The sequence below is a fragment of the Streptomyces sp. NPDC088812 genome, from assembly GCF_044750285.1.
Classification (GTDB): domain Bacteria; phylum Actinomycetota; class Actinomycetes; order Streptomycetales; family Streptomycetaceae; genus Streptomyces.
Genome location: NZ_JBIVJP010000018.1, coordinates 179834 through 195469 on the forward strand (window position 1 = coordinate 179834; position 15636 = coordinate 195469).

Genomic DNA, 15636 nt, shown 5'->3' on the forward strand with positions numbered 1-15636 from the left:
CGTGGCCGGACGGGCTGGGTGGGTCTGAGGGGCCTGGCCCCATTCTCCCAGCGCGGCCGGACGGGCTGGTTGGGTCTGACGGGCCTCGTCTCCCTGCGCGGCCGGACGGGCTGGGTGGGTCTGAGGGGCCTGGCCCCATTCTCCCAGCGCGGCCGGACGGGCTGGTTGGGTCTGACGGGCCTCGTCTCCCTGCGCGGCCGGACGGGCTGGGTGGGTCTGAGGGGCCTGGCCCCATTCTCCCAGCGCGGCCGGACGGGCTGGTTGGGTCTGACGGGCCCCGTCTCCCTGCGCGGCCGGACGGGCTGGGTGGGTCTGAGGGGCCTGGCCCCATTCTCCCAGCGCTGACGGGCCTGGCCCCTTCTCCCAGCGCCGCCGGACGGGCTGGGTGGGGCGGAACGGGCTCGTCTCCCAGCGGCGCCGGACATGCGAAGGGCCCCGGACCCACCCGGGATGCTGTTGGTACCAACAGCATCCCGCCCGGGTCCGGGGCCCCACTCGGCGGAGCGTCAGGGCAGCTGCGCCGCCCGTGCCTCGCGCCTGTTGTCGCGGAAGTTGTTCACCCGGCGGGCCGTGGCGAACAGCGGGATGACCGCGCCCATGACCAGCTGGAGGGCGCAGCCCGTCTGGAGGAGGAGCTGGCCGCTCGGGGCGTCGAAGGCCCACCCCGCCAGCAGACCCATCGACAGGACGATCCACGAGAGCATCGCGCCGGCGAGGCGGCCCCGCGGCTTGGGGTACTCCACCCGGCTCACCATCAGCCAGGCGGTCCCCAGGATGGCCAGCAGCGTCGCCACGAAGGGCAGCTCCAGCAGCACGATCGAGACGACCGTCAGCGCGCCGAACGGGGAGGGCATGCCCTGGAACATGCCGTCCTTCATCGTCACGCACGAGAAGCGGGCGAGCCGCAGCACCACCGCCAGCAGCACCACGATCGCGCCGACCGCCGCCACCCGCTGGTGGGCGTCGTCGGCGACCATGCCGTAGACCAGGACGAAGTAGGCCGGGGCGAGGCCGAAGCTGATCAGGTCGGAGAGGTTGTCCAGCTCCGCGCCCATGGGCGAGGAGCGCAGCTTGCGCGCCACCAGACCGTCGAAGAGGTCGAAGACCGCCGCGCACAGCATCAGGATGACCGCCGTGGCCGCGCTGTGGCGGGCCATGCCGGACTCCTGGCTGCCGGTGAGGTGCGGGATCAGGATGCCGGTGGTGGTGAAGTACACCGCCATGAAGCCGCACGTGGCGTTGCCGAGGGTGAGGGTGTCCGCTATCGACAGCCGGAGAGAAAGGGGCATCTCCTCCTCTTCGTCCACCTCGTCGGCCTCGGGCACCCAGCCCGCCTGGGTCTCCGGGTCAATCACGGTCAATGCGAGTCACCCCTGCCACGGTCTTCTGCCCGACCTCGACCGCGATCTCCACGCCCTCGGGCAGGTAGATGTCGACGCGCGAGCCGAAGCGGATCAGACCGATCCGGTCGCCCTGCTCGACCTTCGTGCCCTCCGGGACGTAGGGGACGATACGGCGGGCGACGGCGCCGGCGATCTGGATCATCTCGATGTCGCCGAGCTCGGTGTCGAAGTGCCAGACGACGCGCTCGTTGTTCTCGCTCTCCTTGTTGAACGCCGGCACGAACCCGCCCGGGATGTGCTCGACCGACGTCACCGTGCCGGCCAGCGGCGCGCGGTTGACGTGGACGTTGAGCGGGCTCATGAAGATCGCGACGCGGGTCCGTCCGTCCTTCCACGGCATGATGCTCTGCACCACTCCGTCGGCGGGGGAGATGACCCGGCCCTGCGCGATCTCACGCTCGGGGTCGCGGAAGAACCACAGCATGCCTGCGGCGAGAGCGGTGGCGGGTACGGCGACGGCCTTGGCGACACCCGAGCGGCGGGCGCGGACCAGGCTGACGGCTGCGGTGGCGACGGTCGGAAGGAGCCACGGCGATGCTCCGCGCGCAAGGCGTACGCCGGCCAGGCTGTCGCGAGGTGCAGAGGTTTGGCTGTGGGGCATGGATGACCTTCGTAGCGGATGATGCCGCGCTTCGACGGGGGGACGGCGGCTTTCCCGCGATCGTAGCGGTTCTGTGCGGCAACTGGGCAAGCCAGGAAGCCGAGTCGGCGGCGGGGGCGAGTTGACGGGGTGTGACCTTCTTCTCGAAGAAAACACCCCCAACCCGGATATCTAGCCTTGGAACCGATACTCCTCGAGCAGCCTGCGCCCAATGATCATTTTCTGGATCTCGGCGGTACCTTCACCGATCAGCAGCATCGGGGCCTCACGGTAGAGGCGCTCGATCTCGTACTCCTTGGAGAAGCCGTAGCCGCCGTGGATCCGGAAGGAGTCCTCCACGACCTCCTTGCAGTACTCGGAGGCGAGGTACTTCGCCATCCCTGCCTCAAGGTCGTTTCGTTCCCCGGAGTCCTTTTTGCGAGCCGCGTTGACCATCATGGCATGGGCGGCCTCGACCTTGGTAGCCATCTCCGCCAGCTTGAACTGGATGGCCTGGTGCTGCGCGATCGGCCGGCCGAACGTGTGCCGCTGCTGGGCGTACCGCACCCCCAGCTCGAACGCGCGCTGCGCGACGCCGCAGCCACGCGCCGCGACGTTGACACGGCCCACCTCCACGCCGTCCATCATTTGGTAAAAACCTCGTCCTGTCACCCCTCCGAGCACGCGGTTCTCCGGAACCCGCAGGCCGTCCATGATCAGCTCGGTGGTGTCGACGCCCTTGTAGCCCATCTTGTCGATCTTGCCCGGGATGGTGAGGCCGGGGCGGACCTCGCCGAAGCCCGGCTCCTTCTCCACCAGGAAGGTCGTCATCGACCTGTGGGGGGCGGTGCCCTCGGGGTGTCCTTCGTCACTGCGGACGAGGACGGCGACGAGCGAGGACGTGCCGCCGTTCGTCAGCCACATCTTCTGGCCGTTCAGGACGTACGCGTCGCCGTCCCTCACCGCCTTCGACGTGATCGCCGACACGTCGGAGCCCAGACCCGGCTCCGACATCGAGAACGCGCCGCGGACGTCCCCGGCCGCCATCCTCGGCAGGAAGTGGTCCTTCTGCTCCCGCGTGCCGTGCTGCTTGAGCATGTACGCCACGATGAAGTGCGTGTTGATGATGCCGGAGACGGACATCCAGCCGCGGGCGATCTCCTCCACGCACAGCGCGTACGTCAGGAGCGACTCGCCCAGACCCCCGTACTCCTCGGGGATCATCAGGCCGAACAGGCCCAGCTCCCTCAGACCGTCGACGATCGCCTGGGGGTACTCGTCGCGGTGCTCCAGCTCGGTGGCGACCGGGATGATCTCCTTGTCCACGAAGTCACGGACGGTGGAGAGGATCTCCTGCTGGACGTCGGTCAGACCGGCGGTCCGGGCGAGTCGGGTCATCGCTGCTTCTCCTGCCGCTTCGGCTCGGGGCGGCCCGGCTGCTCTCCGCCGCGCTCCTTGACGTACGTCTCGGTCGGCACCATCACCTTGCGGCGGAACACGCACACCAGCGTGCCGTCCTGCTTGTAGCCCCGGGTCTCGACGTGGACGATCCCGCGGTCGTCCTTCGACCGCGACGGCCACTTGTCCAGCACGGTCGTCTCGCCGTACACCGTGTCGCCGTGGAAGGTCGGCGCCACGTGCTTCAGCGACTCGATCTCCAGGTTGGCGATCGCCTTGCCGGAGACGTCCGGGACGGACATGCCGAGCAGCAGCGAGTAGACGTAGTTGCCGACGACGACGTTCTTGCCGAAGTCCGTCGTCCGCTCCGCGTAGTGCGCGTCCAGGTGGAGCGGGTGGTGGTTCATGGTGAGGAGGCAGAAGAGGTGGTCGTCGTACTCCGTGACCGTCTTGCCCGGCCAGTGCTTGTAGACGGCACCGACCTCGAACTCCTCGTAGATGCGCCCGAACTGCATCGCGCTCACGGCCCTTTCTACTCGGCGGGGATCTCGAACGTGCTGGTGCGCCGCATGCCGGCGGCGCGTCCCTTGCCCGCGATGACCAGGGCCATCTTGCGGCTGGCCTCGTCGATCATCTCGTCGCCGAGCATCGCGGAGCCCTTCTTGCCGCCCGCCTCGGACGTGCAGTACTCGTACGCGTCCAGGATCAGCTCGGCGTGGTCGTAGTCCTCCTGGGAGGGGGAGAAGACCTCGTTGGCGGCGTCGACCTGGCCGGGGTGCAGCACCCACTTGCCGTCGAAGCCGAGCGCGGCGGCGCGGCCGGCCACCTCGCGGAAGCCGTCGACGTTGCGGATCTGGAGGTAGGGGCCGTCGATGGCCTGGAGGTCGTTGGCGCGGGCGGCCATCAGGATCTTCATCAGGATGTAGTGGTAGGCGTCCGCCGGGTAGCCGGGCGGCTGCTCGCCCACGACCAGCGACTTCATGTTGATCGACGCCATGAAGTCGGCGGGGCCGAAGATGATCGTCTCGGTGCGCGGGGAGGCCTGCGCGATCTCGTTGACGTTGTTCAGGCCGCGGGCGTTCTCGATCTGCGCCTCGATGCCGATCCGGCCGACCTCGAAGCCCATCGTCTTCTCGATCTGGGTGAGGAGGAGGTCCAGGGCGACGACCTGCTGGGCGTTCTGTACCTTCGGCAGCATGATGCAGTCGAGGTTCTGCCCGGCGCCCTCGACGACGGTCACGACATCGCGGTACGTCCACTCCGTCGTCCAGTCGTTGACGCGGACCACGCGCGTCTTGCCGGTCCAGTCGCCCTCGTTGAGGAACTTGACGATGGTGTGCCGCGCCTCGGGCTTGGCGAGCGGGGCGCAGGCGTCCTCCAGGTCGAGGAAGACCTGGTCCGCCGGGAGGCCCTGCGCCTTCTCCAGGAAGCGGGGGTTCGAGCCCGGCACGGCCAGGCAGGAACGCCGGGGGCGAAGGCGGTTGACGGTCGTCATGCGGGGACCTCCAGGGGGTCGAGCTTGTTCGCTTTCCGGATCTCGTCGACGATGCGGCCGATGATCCCGGTGATGTCGAAGTCCTTCGGGGTGAAGACGGCGGCCACTCCGGCGGCTCTCAGCCGCTCGGCGTCACCCTTCGGGATGATGCCACCGGCGATCACCGGGATATCTGTGGCACCGGCCACACGCAGCCGTTCCAGCACGTCCGGGACGAGCCGGGCGTGCGACCCGGAGAGGACGGAGAGGCCGACCGCGTGCACGTCCTCGGCGAGGGCGGCGTCCACGATCTGCTCGGGGGTGAGCCGGATGCCCTGGTAGACCACCTCGAACCCGGCGTCCCGGGCCCGGACGGCGATCTGCTCGGCGCCGTTGGAGTGCCCGTCCAGGCCGGGCTTGCCGACCAGGAAGCGCAGCTTGCCCACGCCGAGGTCGGCCGCCGTCCGCTCCACCGCGCGGCGCACCCCGGACAGGGCCGAGCCGTCCTGCGCGGCCACGGCCACCGGCGCCGACGACACGCCCGTCGGTGCCCGGAACTCGCCGAACACCTCCCGCAGCGCGCCCGCCCACTCGCCGGTGGTGACGCCGGCGCGGGCACACTCCAGGGTGGCCTCCATGAGGTTGTCGGTGCCCTTGGCGGCCTCCTTCAGCCGCTCCAGCGCCTTGCAGGGGCGGGGGTGGTTGAAGGGGGGCTGGTAGCGGGTGTCGCGCCAGGCCTGGAGGGAGGCGACGACACGGGACTCGACGGCCGGGTCGACCGTCTGGACCGCGGTGTCGAGGTCGGCCGTCAGCGGGTTCGGCTCGGTCGTCTCGAAGACGTTGACGCCCACGATCTTCTCCCGGCCGGACTCGATCCGGGCCCGGCGCTCGGCGTGCGAGGCGACCAGCCGCGACTTCAGGTAGCCGGACTCGACGGCGGCCATCGCCCCGCCCATCTCCTGGATCCGCTCGATCTCCGCGAGGGACTCCTCGACCAGCCGGTCCACCTTCGCCTCGATCACCTTCGAGCCCTCGAAGAGGTCGTCGTACTCCAGCAGGTCGCTCTCGTGGGCGAGGACCTGCTGGATGCGCAGCGACCACTGCTGGTCCCAGGGGCGGGGCAGGCCCAGCGCCTCGTTCCAGGCGGGCAGCTGCACGGCACGCGCGCGGGCGTCCTTGGAGAGGGTCACCGCCAGCATCTCCAGCACGATCCGCTGGACGTTGTTCTCCGGCTGCGCCTCGGTCAGGCCGAGGGAGTTGACCTGGACGCCGTAGCGGAAGCGGCGGTGCTTGGGGTTCTCGATGCCGTACCGCTCGCGGGTGATCCGGTCCCAGATGCGGCCGAAGGCGCGCATCTTGCACATCTCCTCGACGAAGCGGACGCCCGCGTTGACGAAGAAGGAGATCCGGCCGACGACGTCGCCCATACGGTCCTGGGGCACCTGGCCGCCGTCGCGCACGGCGTCGAGGACGGCCACGGCGGTGGACATCGCGTACGCGATCTCCTGGACCGGTGTGGCCCCGGCCTCCTGGAGGTGGTAGCTGCAGATGTTGATCGGGTTCCACCTCGGCAGGTGGGCGACCGTGTACGCGATCATGTCCGTCGTCAGGCGCAGGCTCGGCCCCGGCGGGAACACATGGGTGCCGCGGGAGAGGTACTCCTTGACGATGTCGTTCTGGGTCGTGCCCTGGAGCTGCGTGAGGTCCGCGCCCTGCTCCTCCGCGACGACCTGGTAGAGCGCCAGCAGCCACATGGCGGTGGCGTTGATGGTCATCGAGGTGTTCATCCGCTCCAGGGGGATGTCCTGGAACAGCCGGCGCATGTCACCGAGGTGCGCGACCGGCACGCCCACCCGGCCGACCTCGCCGCGGGCGAGGACGTGGTCGGGGTCGTAGCCGGTCTGGGTCGGCAGGTCGAACGCGACCGACAGGCCGGTCTGGCCCTTGGCGAGGTTGCGCCGGTACAGCTCGTTGGACGCCTCGGCCGTGGAGTGACCGGCGTACGTGCGCATGAGCCACGGCCGGTCCTTCTCCCGCTTCCCGTCGGCAGGCTGACGCTCAGTCATCTATGACCTCGGATGTCTCAGATGTTCCGGAAGCGGTTGATGGCGTCGACGTGCTGCGCGCGCTTCTCCGGGTCCCGCACGCCCAGGCCCTCCTCGGGGGCCAGGCAGAGCACGCCGACCTTGCCCTGGTGGAGGTTGCGGTGCACGTCGTGGGCGGCCTGGCCGGTGTCCTCCAGGGAGTACACCTTCGACAGCGTCGGGTGGATCTTCCCCTTGGCGACGAGGCGGTTGGCCTCCCAGGCCTCGCGGTAGTTGGCGAAGTGGGAGCCGATGATCCGCTTCAGGGACATCCACAGGTAGCGGTTGTCGTACTCGTGGTGGTAGCCGGAGGTGGAGGCGCAGGTGACGACGGTGCCGCCCTTGCGGGTGACGTACACGCTGGCGCCGAAGGTCTCGCGGCCGGGGTGCTCGAAGACGATGTCGACGTCCTCGCCGCCGGTCAGCTCGCGGATGCGCTTGCCGAAGCGCTTCCACTCCTTGGGGTCCTGGGTGTGCTCGTCCTTCCAGAACCGGTAGCCCTCGGCCGTGCGGTCGATGACCGCCTCGGCGCCCATGGACCGGCAGATCGCCGCCTTCTGCTCACTGCTGACGACACAGATCGGGGTGGCGCCGCCGGCGAGCGCGAACTGTGTGGCGTAACTGCCGAGTCCGCCGCTCGCGCCCCAGATCAGGACGTTGTCGCCCTGCTTCATGCCGGCGCCGTTGCGGGAGACCAGCTGGCGGTAGGCGGTGGAGTTGACGAGCCCGGGGGCCGCCGCCTCCTCCCACGACAGGTGGTCCGGCTTGGGCATCAGCTGGTTGGACTTGACCAGCGCGATCTCCGCGAGGCCGCCGAAGTTGGTCTCGAAGCCCCAGATCCGCTGCTCGGGGTCGAGCATGGTGTCGTTGTGGCCGTCGCTCGACTCCAGCTCGACGGACAGGCAGTGCGCGACGACCTCGTCACCGGGCTTCCAGGCGTTGACGCCGGGGCCGGTGCGCAGCACGACGCCCGCGAGGTCGGAGCCGATGATGTGGTACGGCAGGTCGTGGCGCTTCGTGAGCTCGCTGAGCCTGCCGTAGCGTTCCAGGAAGCCGAAGGTCGACAGCGGCTCGAAGATCGAGGTCCACACGGAGTTGTAGTTGACCGAGGAGGCCATGACGGCCACCAGGGCCTCGCCGGGGCCGAGTTCCGGCACCGGCACGTCGTCCAGGTGGATCGACTTGCGGGGGTCCTTGTCGCGGGTCGCGAGGCCCGCGAACATCTCCGTCTCGTCCTTGTGCACGGTGATCGCCCGGTACGACTCGGGCAGCGGCAGGGCGGCGAAGTCGGCGGACGTGGAGTCCGGTGACTGGATCGCGTCCAGGATGTCCTTCACGGTCACGGTGTTGCCTCCGGCGATGAGCGCCCCGAGGGAAGGGCGCTGAGGGTTGCGTCGGTGCTGCTGAGGGGTGGGGGCGGGCCGTCGGTTCGGCGGGTGGTGCTGTCCGGCAGCGCTGGGTGGCGCGGGAGGGTGCCTGTGACGCAGGCGTCCGGGCGCGCAGGCCGTGGGCTTGCGGGGACAGCCGGCGTACGTCTGGTCTCTGCACGCCGGCCGCCCGGACACCTTCAACGTATGACACCGCGTGTCACCTCGCAAGGCACTGAGTGCCAGAAATTGCACTCAGATGAAATCTTTACGTAACAAATGAGCGATGATCGATCGAACGGGCTCGGAATTCCGCGAGAAAACCTGCCCTGACATGCCAAAACGGCCACCCGGGCGGGTGGCCGTCATCACAGTGACCGGCGGTGCCGGAGCGCCCTCAGCGCTCCTTGAGGGCCTGCTCGATGGTCCGCATCACCTCGTCCAGCGGGGCGTCGGTGCGGGCGACCGTCACCAGCACCTCGCCCTGCGCGGAGACCGCGGCGGGGGCCGTCCTGGGGGCCGCGGAGCCGCTCCGCCCGGCCCCTATGCCCGTCCCGAACGTCTTGCGGACGATCGCGAAGGCGTGGTCGAGCTGGGCCTCCACGTCGCCCTGGCCGCCGGCCCTGAGCCAGCGCCGCAGCACGTGGTTGTGGGCGGTGACCACGGCGGAGGCGGCGACCTCGGCCAGCAGCGGGTCGTCGTTGGCGTCGTCGTCGTGGGCGTGCTCGTCGAAGTGGCCGAGGAGGTAGCGGGTGAAGAGGCGCTCGTAGCGGGCCACCGACGCGATCTCGGCCTCGCGCAGGGTGGGCACCTCGCGCGTGAGCTTGTAGCGGGCGACCGAGATCTCCGGCCGGGCCGCGTACATCTTCATCACTTCCTTGATCCCGCGGCACACCGTGTCGAGCGGGTGCTCGTGCGCGGGAGCCGCGTTCAGCACCGCCTCGGCGCGGATCAGTGTGTCGTCGTGGTCGGGGAAGATCGCCTCTTCCTTGGAGCGGAAGTGGCGGAAGAAGGTGCGGCGGGCGACCCCGGCCGCGGCCGCGATCTCGTCGACGGTGGTCGCCTCGTACCCCTTGGTCGCGAACAGCTCCATGGCCGCGGCCGCCAGTTCCCGGCGCATCTTGAGCCGTTGGGCCGCCGCGCGGGAGCCTGCGGCACTTTCCGGCGCGTCGGGCGTGGCGGGGGTACGTGAGGACTTGGCGGGCTGGGGCATGCCCTGAACGTACTGCATGTGCGCAGCTCGGCGCGCCTGTGCGCGGTTTCCCCCGCCCCGGGCGGGCGGGGCGGGGGCCGCCGGTCCCAGCAGGCCGCCCCACTCCTCACCGGCCCGGAACCAGTCGCCGACGCCGTCAGCGGCGGGCATACTCGCGGAAGCCGCGGCCCGTCTTGCGGCCGAGGCAGCCCGCGGCCACCAGGTGCTCCAGCAGCGGCGCCGGGGCCAGCCCCGGGTCCCGGAACTCGCGGTGCAGGACCTTCTCGATGGCCAGCGAGACGTCCAGCCCGACCACGTCGAGCAGCTCGAAGGGACCCATGGGATAGCCGCCGCCCAGCTTCATCGCCGCGTCGATGTCGTCGAGGGACGCGTAGTGCTCCTGCACCATCTTGACCGCGTTGTTGAGGTACGGGAACAGCAGCGCGTTCACGATGAAGCCGGCCCGGTCCCCGCAGTCGACGGCGTGCTTCCTGATCCTCCCGCACACCTCGTGGACCGTCGCGTGGACGTCCTCGCCGGTCAGGACCGTGCGGACCACCTCGACCAGCTTCATCGCGGGCGCCGGGTTGAAGAAGTGCATGCCGATCACGTCCTGCGGACGGGAGGTGGCGCGGGCCAGGGCGACGACCGGCAGCGAGGAGGTCGTCGTGGCGAGCACCGCGCCGGGCCGGCACACCTTGTCCAGCGCCGCGAACAGCTGCCGCTTGACGTCCAGGTCCTCGGCGACCGCCTCGACGGCCAGGTCGACGTCGGCGAAGGCGTCGTAGCCGCCGGCCGGGGTGATCCGCTCCAGGGCCTGCGCGGCGGCCTCGGCGGTGAGCCGGCCCTTGTCGACGGAACGGGACAGCGACTTCCCGACACGGGCCTTCGCGGCCTGCGCCTTCTCCTCGCTGCGGGCGGCCAGGACGACGTCGAAGCCCGCCTTGGCGAAGACCTCGGCGATGCCCGAGGCCATCGTGCCGGAGCCGGCGACACCGACGGCGCGCACCGCGCGTCCGGGGACACCGCTCCCGTCCGGGGCGGGCGTCGACGCGTCCGGCACGACCGCCGCGCCGCCCGGCGCCGCGTACGTGTAGAAGCCGCGGCCCGACTTGCGTCCGGTCAGCCCGGCCTCGCTGAGCTGCCGCAGGATCGGCGCGGGGGCGTGCAACCGGTCGTGGGAGGCGGCGTACATGGCCTCCAGCACCGTCCGCGCGGTGTCGACGCCGATCAGGTCGAGCAGGGCGAGCGGGCCCATCGGCAGGCCGCAGCCCAGCCGCATCGCGGCGTCGATGTCCTCGCGGGAGGCGTACTTCGCCTCGTACATCGCGGCGGCCTGGTTGAGGTAGCCGAACAGCAGCCCGTCGGCGACGAACCCCGGCCGGTCGCCGACCGCGACGGGCTCCTTGCCCAGGTCCAGCGCGAGATCGGTGACGGCGGTGACGGCGGCCGGCGCGGTCAGCACCGAGGAGACGACCTCGACCAGCTTCATCGCCGGCGCCGGGTTGAAGAAGTGCAGCCCCAGCACCCGCTCGGGACGCGCCGAGTCCGCGGCGAGCCGGGTGACGGACAGCGCGTTGGTCCCGGTCGCGAGGATCGCCCCGGGCCGCACGATCCCGTCCAGCTCCCGGAAGACCTGCTGCTTGATCTCGTACGACTCCGGCACCACCTCGATGACCAGGTCGGCGTCGGCCGCCGCGCCCAGGTCGGTGGAGGTGCGGACCCGGGCGAGGGCGTCCGCGCGCTCCCGCTCGGTCAGCCGGCCGCGCGCCACGGAACGGGCGGTGGAGGCCTCCAGGGCGGCGCCGCACCGCGCCGCCTGGGCCTCGCTGATGTCGATGCCGACCACCTCGCGGCCGGCCTTGGCCAGGACCTCGGTGATGCCGGTGCCCATGGTGCCGAGGCCGACCACGGCGATCGTCCGCAGCGGGGACGGGGCGGGGGACAGGGGAGTGGCCATCGCGGGACTCCAGAAAATGAGGGTGACGACGGGGAACGCGCCCGTGCGCCGAGGACTCCGAGAGCTCCGAGAGCTCCGCAGAGGCCTGGGCGCGGCGGGTGCGGAAGGAGTGCGGGTGGTGCCGGGCTACAGGCGCACACGCCCGGGGCCGTCGCTGCGGACGCGCACGCGTCCGAGAACGGTGATGACCGACCGGCCCTGTCCCGGGACCGGGTCGTACAGGAGGTACCTCGTACAGGAGGTACGAGGCGTACCGAACCGACTGCTCCCGTCGGCGGCTGCGTCACCAGGCCGCCACGAGGGGGTTCCGCGAGTGGGTAACTCGCTCGTCTGAGCCTAACCGGCGGGTAACGAGCGCGCCAGCCCTCCGAGTTTGTGATGTACGTCCCGCCGCCGTGTGCCCGAAGTCTAGGCTCGGGCGCATGGACGAGGAGTTGCGATCGCTCACGGAGCGTTTGCGGCAGGAGTCGGGGCACTCCGCCGAGTTCGGGCGCCTGGCGGCGACCGACGACCGCGACGCGCTCGCCGAGGTGCTCATCGCCGCCGGGCAGCCCCTGTGGGCCCGGGAGATGGCCGCGTTCCGGCTGGGCGTCGCGGGGGACCGGCGGGCCTTCGAGGCGCTCGTCCTCCTCCTCAACCACCGCGACCCGCCGCGCTGCGCCTCCGCCGCCCATGCCCTGGCCCGCCTCGGTGACCCCCGCACCGCCCGCGCCGCCGCCGCCCTCGCCACCAACGAACTGCGCGTCGCGTACGCCCTGCACCCGGTGCGGCTGCTGGTGGAGCTGCGCGCGCCGGAGTCGGTGCCCGCGCTGATCACGACGCTGCGGCGCCGGCTGGGTCCGCACGACCCCTACCGGCGGGTGGCGCTCGCCTGCGTGGAGGGGCTCGGCGCCCTCGGTGACGAGCGGGCCCGGCCCGTCCTGAACGACGCCCTCGCGCATCCGGTCCTGGCGGAGGCGGCGGTGCGGGCGTTGGCGCGGATCGCCGGCCGGCGGTGAGGGGGTGGGCGTGCGGGGTGTTGGTGGGCGGGGGTGGGTGGGGGTGGGGGTGGTGCGGTGTGTGGGGCGCTGCGGGCCGTGGGGGCCGGTCGCGCAGCTCCCCGCGCCCCTGGGGGAGTGGGGCTGACCGTCTGTCGGGGAGGCGGGGCCGGTTCGCTGGGCGGTCGCGCAGTTCCCCGCGCCCCTGGAGGGTTGGGGTGGCGGTCCGTCAGAGGGTTCGGTGGGCTGGTGTGCTGCGTGGGGCGCTGCGGGCCGTGGGGGCTGATCGCGCAGTTCCCCGCGCCCCTGAGGGGGTGGGGCTGACCGTCTGTCGGGGAGGCGAGGGCGTTCGCGGGGTGGTCGAACAGTTCCCCGCGCTCCTGGGGGAGTTGCTCTGGGGTTTGTTCAGAAGTCGATCACGTAGCGGACCTCCGGTACCGGTACGCCGTTCACCTCGGAGGGCTCCTCGGTGCCGTCGGGGTGGAAGCCGGCGTGGGTGTAGAAGGTGCGGGCGCGGGTGTTGGCGCGGAGGACCCAGAGGTACATGCGCCGGTGGCCGTCGGCCGTGGTCCGGCGTACCGCCTCGGTGAGCAGGGCCCGTCCGACGCCGGTGCCGATGCGGGCGGGGTCGACGTAGAGCGCGTACAGCTCGGCGTCCGACGTGCGGTGTCCGCCCTCGCGGTAGGGGCCGTGCGCGGCCCAGCCCACCACCTGGCCGACCTGCTCGGCGACCAGGTTCACCACGCTGCCGTCGCCCTGGGCGAACCGGGTCCGGCGCCGCTCGGCGTCCTCGGTGAGGCTCAGGGCGTCCAGGTAGGACTGCGGCATCAGGCCGCGGTAGGCGCTCTGCCAGCCGCGGACGCGGATCTCGGAGACGCGCGCGCAGTCGTCGAGCCTCATCGCGCGGACGAGCGCGGCGGTCACCGGCTCACCACCGCGAACGCCGCGGCGACACCGTCGGGGGCGGGGATCCTGGTCGGCTCACTCATGGGTGTCGGCTCACTCATGGGTTCATGGTGGACCAGGGCTCCGACCCCGCCCCCGACGGGTCGCCGCACGACGGGTGTTCAGCCGCGGAAGCCGAGCAGCCCGTGCAGCGTCGCCCCGCGGCTCGAGCCCGTGGCGGCCTTCGCGCTCAGCGGTTCGGGGTCCGGCAGCGCGTCGCACACCGCGTCGACCGAGCCGGTGCCGCGCGGCACCGTGCCGTCCGTCAGGTACGCCGCCAGGTGCTTGTCCAGGCAGGCGTTCCCGCTCAGCGTGATGCCGTGGTTCCCGCCGCCCTCCTCGACGACGAGGCGGGAGCCGCGCAGCAGGGAGCGGACCGTCGTGGCGCCCTCGTACGGGGTGGCCGCGTCGTCCGTCGCCTGGAACAGCAGGACCGGGGGCAGCTTGCCGTTCCTGACGTTCACCGGGCCCAGCGAGCGCGTCGGCCAGAACGCGCACGGCGCGTTGTACCAGGCGTTGTTCCACGTCATGAACGGCGCCTTCCGGTACACCGCCCAGTTGTCCGAGCGCCACTCGTCCCAGTCCCGCGGCCAGGAGGCGTCACGGCACTGCACCGAGGTGTAGACGCTGTAGCCGTTCTCCCCGGAGGCGTCGACCGCGGCGAAGTTCTCGTACGCCTCGACCAGCGGGTCGGCGTCGGCGGTGGTGACGTACGCGGCGAACGCCTCGGCGAGGTAGGGCCAGTAGCCGTTGTAGTAGCCGCCCGGCAGGAAGGTGTCCTCCAGTTCGGCGGCGCCCACCTTGCCGCCCGCCGGCCGCTTCGCCAGCGCCGCCCGCATCGCGTACCACTTCGCCTCGATCGCCTCGGGGTCGGTGCCGAGGCCGTACGTGGCGTCGTGCCGGGCGATCCACGCCATCAGGGCCCGGTGGCGGTCGTCGAAGGCGACGTCCTGGGCGAGGTTGTCCTCGTACCACACACCGGTGGGGTCGACGACGGAGTCGAGGACGAGCCGCCGCACCCGCTCCGGGTACAGCTTGGCGTACACGGCGCCCAGGTAGGTGCCGTAGGAGTAGCCGAAGTAGTTCAGCTGCCGCGTTCCGACGGCCCGGCGGATGGCGTCCATGTCCCGCACGGCGTCGAGGGTGTTGATGTACGGCAGCACGCTCGCGTACTTCTTGCCGCAGGACTCGGCGAACGACTTGGCGCGCTTGAGGTTGGCCCGTTCGACGGCCCCGGTGGCCGGCAGCGAGTCGGGGCGCCCCGGGCTGAAGTGGCCCGGCGCGCAGTTCAGCGCCGGCGTGCTCCCGCCCACTCCGCGCGGGTCGAAGCCGATGACGTCGTACTGGGCCGCCACCTCCTTCGGCAGCGCCGACGCGACGAAGCCGGCGAGCGTCAGCCCACTGCCGCCGGGCCCGCCGGGGTTCACCAGCAGCGGCCCCTGGTACGTCGTCGCGGTGTGCGGTACCCGGGACAGCGCCAGCGTGATCTTCTTCCCGCCCGGCTTCGCGTGGTCGAGCGGCACCTTCAGGGACGCGCACTGCAGCGTCGGGTAGTCGGTGGTGGCGCACTTCTTCCAGGTGAGCGCCGCCGTTCGGGCGGTGTCCGCGGGGTGCGACGGTCCGGCGGCGGCGGGTGCGGCGGTGATCGTCCCGGCCACGACGGCGGCGGCAGCGCACAGCACGGCTGCGCGTTCTCTCATGGAGTCCTCCCAGGACGGAGGTCGACGGACCGTGGTGGTCACGGCCCTCGGCGCATCGTCCCGGAAAGAGCGTCCGTAAGAACCCGTTCTGCCGATTGTTGACCCGATTGCGTCGCGGGATGCCCTCGGACGCGCTCGGATCAGGCTGAGTTGGGTCGGCCCGGACCCGGCGGGCCGCTCCACCGGTCCGGAGGACCGGATCCTGCGGGGCATCCCCGCGCGCGTGGGGCCGATCCTGTACTCCGCGGCCAGCTTGTGGACCTGACGGGTGATCCGGCGCTGGTACCACCTCGGGGGTAGCACCCCGCAGCCGATGCCGTGCCCGGCGAGGGTGCGCACGACCTCCGGGCGGCGCTCGGGAGCCGGTGCGCAAGGCACAGCGGGGCGCTGCACCGGTGCCCTGGCCGCGTTCCTCCCCCAGGACCGGCCAGGGCACCGTGGGATGTCACCTGCCGGTCGTGGATGAGAACCGACTGTCGACGTGACAACGGCCCCCCGCCGTAGGGCGGGACTGTTGAGAAAGCCTCTGACCGCGGCCTGGGGGTACCGTTCTGAA

At 71.3% G+C, this 15636-nt stretch carries 12 protein-coding genes and 1 pseudogene; 2 read left to right on the forward strand and 11 right to left on the reverse strand.

The window, feature by feature from the left end; all coding sequences use genetic code 11:
* Positions 1 to 345 (forward strand): annotated as a pseudogene (locus ACIP67_RS29050) (hypothetical protein); the annotation flags it as partial.
* Positions 346 to 506: 161 nt separating this feature from the next.
* Here ACIP67_RS29050 and pssA read toward each other — a convergent pair.
* The 9 genes from pssA to ACIP67_RS29095 form a co-directional block, all read right to left on the reverse strand.
* A complete protein-coding gene (gene pssA / locus ACIP67_RS29055; protein ID WP_389515920.1) occupies positions 507 to 1325 on the reverse strand; it encodes a CDP-diacylglycerol--serine O-phosphatidyltransferase in 819 nt (272 codons plus the stop codon).
* Positions 1326 to 1347: 22 nt separating this feature from the next.
* Complete coding sequence (locus tag ACIP67_RS29060; protein ID WP_385076175.1) at positions 1348 to 2004, reverse strand: phosphatidylserine decarboxylase; 657 nt, start codon at positions 2002 to 2004, stop codon at positions 1348 to 1350.
* A gap of 171 nt (positions 2005 to 2175) precedes the next feature.
* Positions 2176 to 3381: an acyl-CoA dehydrogenase family protein gene (locus tag ACIP67_RS29065; protein ID WP_401695818.1), complete on the reverse strand. Its 1206-nt coding sequence runs from the start codon at positions 3379 to 3381 to the stop codon at positions 2176 to 2178.
* Entirely contained in the window at positions 3378 to 3896 is a 519-nt protein-coding gene (locus tag ACIP67_RS29070; protein WP_401695873.1) for a MaoC family dehydratase, read from the reverse strand. Before ACIP67_RS29070 ends, ACIP67_RS29065 begins: the two co-directional genes overlap by 4 nt.
* A 17-nt stretch (positions 3897 to 3913) precedes the next feature.
* Positions 3914 to 4876 (reverse strand): HpcH/HpaI aldolase/citrate lyase family protein, encoded by a 963-nt coding sequence (locus ACIP67_RS29075; protein WP_401695819.1) that lies wholly within the window; start codon positions 4874 to 4876, stop codon positions 3914 to 3916.
* Positions 4873 to 6921 (reverse strand): protein meaA, encoded by a 2049-nt coding sequence (locus tag ACIP67_RS29080; RefSeq protein WP_401695820.1) that lies wholly within the window; start codon positions 6919 to 6921, stop codon positions 4873 to 4875. Before ACIP67_RS29080 ends, ACIP67_RS29075 begins: the two co-directional genes overlap by 4 nt.
* A gap of 17 nt (positions 6922 to 6938) precedes the next feature.
* Positions 6939 to 8276, reverse strand: a complete 1338-nt coding sequence (gene ccrA, locus ACIP67_RS29085) for a crotonyl-CoA carboxylase/reductase (protein WP_401695874.1) — start codon at positions 8274 to 8276, stop codon at positions 6939 to 6941.
* A gap of 427 nt (positions 8277 to 8703) precedes the next feature.
* Entirely contained in the window at positions 8704 to 9537 is an 834-nt protein-coding gene (locus ACIP67_RS29090) for a TetR family transcriptional regulator (RefSeq protein ID WP_401695875.1), read from the reverse strand.
* Positions 9538 to 9655: 118 nt separating this feature from the next.
* Positions 9656 to 11458 (reverse strand): 3-hydroxyacyl-CoA dehydrogenase family protein, encoded by a 1803-nt coding sequence (locus tag ACIP67_RS29095; RefSeq protein ID WP_401695821.1) that lies wholly within the window; start codon positions 11456 to 11458, stop codon positions 9656 to 9658.
* 422 nt (positions 11459 to 11880) lie between these two features.
* On the opposite strand from ACIP67_RS29095, the gene ACIP67_RS29100 reads away from it, so the two are divergent.
* On the forward strand, positions 11881 to 12456 hold the full coding sequence (locus tag ACIP67_RS29100; protein ID WP_401695822.1) for an adenylosuccinate lyase: 576 nt from the start codon (positions 11881 to 11883) through the stop codon (positions 12454 to 12456).
* A 384-nt stretch (positions 12457 to 12840) separates the two neighbouring features.
* Here the strand turns inward: ACIP67_RS29100 and ACIP67_RS29105 are convergent, their stop codons facing one another.
* Positions 12841 to 13335: a GNAT family N-acetyltransferase gene (locus tag ACIP67_RS29105; protein WP_401695876.1), complete on the reverse strand. Its 495-nt coding sequence runs from the start codon at positions 13333 to 13335 to the stop codon at positions 12841 to 12843.
* A gap of 167 nt (positions 13336 to 13502) precedes the next feature.
* Positions 13503 to 15080 (reverse strand): alpha/beta hydrolase, encoded by a 1578-nt coding sequence (locus ACIP67_RS29110; protein WP_401695823.1) that lies wholly within the window; start codon positions 15078 to 15080, stop codon positions 13503 to 13505.
* Positions 15081 to 15636 lie beyond the last annotated feature (556 nt).

Bases quoted from the DNA above. Each gene is read 5' to 3' on its own strand.
- ACIP67_RS29060 (WP_385076175.1), bottom strand. From the start codon at position 2,004: ATGCCCCACAGCCAAACCTCTGCACCTCGCGACAGCCTGGCCGGCGTA.
- ACIP67_RS29065 (WP_401695818.1), bottom strand. From the start codon at position 3,381: ATGACCCGACTCGCCCGGACCGCCGGTCTGACCGACGTCCAGCAGGAG.
- ACIP67_RS29070 (WP_401695873.1), bottom strand. From the start codon at position 3,896: ATGCAGTTCGGGCGCATCTACGAGGAGTTCGAGGTCGGTGCCGTCTAC.
- ACIP67_RS29075 (WP_401695819.1), bottom strand. From the start codon at position 4,876: ATGACGACCGTCAACCGCCTTCGCCCCCGGCGTTCCTGCCTGGCCGTG.
- ACIP67_RS29080 (WP_401695820.1), bottom strand. From the start codon at position 6,921: ATGACTGAGCGTCAGCCTGCCGACGGGAAGCGGGAGAAGGACCGGCCG.
- ACIP67_RS29090 (WP_401695875.1), bottom strand. From the start codon at position 9,537: ATGCAGTACGTTCAGGGCATGCCCCAGCCCGCCAAGTCCTCACGTACC.
- ACIP67_RS29095 (WP_401695821.1), bottom strand. From the start codon at position 11,458: ATGGCCACTCCCCTGTCCCCCGCCCCGTCCCCGCTGCGGACGATCGCC.
- ACIP67_RS29100 (WP_401695822.1), top strand. From the start codon at position 11,881: ATGGACGAGGAGTTGCGATCGCTCACGGAGCGTTTGCGGCAGGAGTCG.
- ACIP67_RS29105 (WP_401695876.1), bottom strand. From the start codon at position 13,335: ATGAGGCTCGACGACTGCGCGCGCGTCTCCGAGATCCGCGTCCGCGGC.
- ACIP67_RS29110 (WP_401695823.1), bottom strand. From the start codon at position 15,080: ATGAGAGAACGCGCAGCCGTGCTGTGCGCTGCCGCCGCCGTCGTGGCC.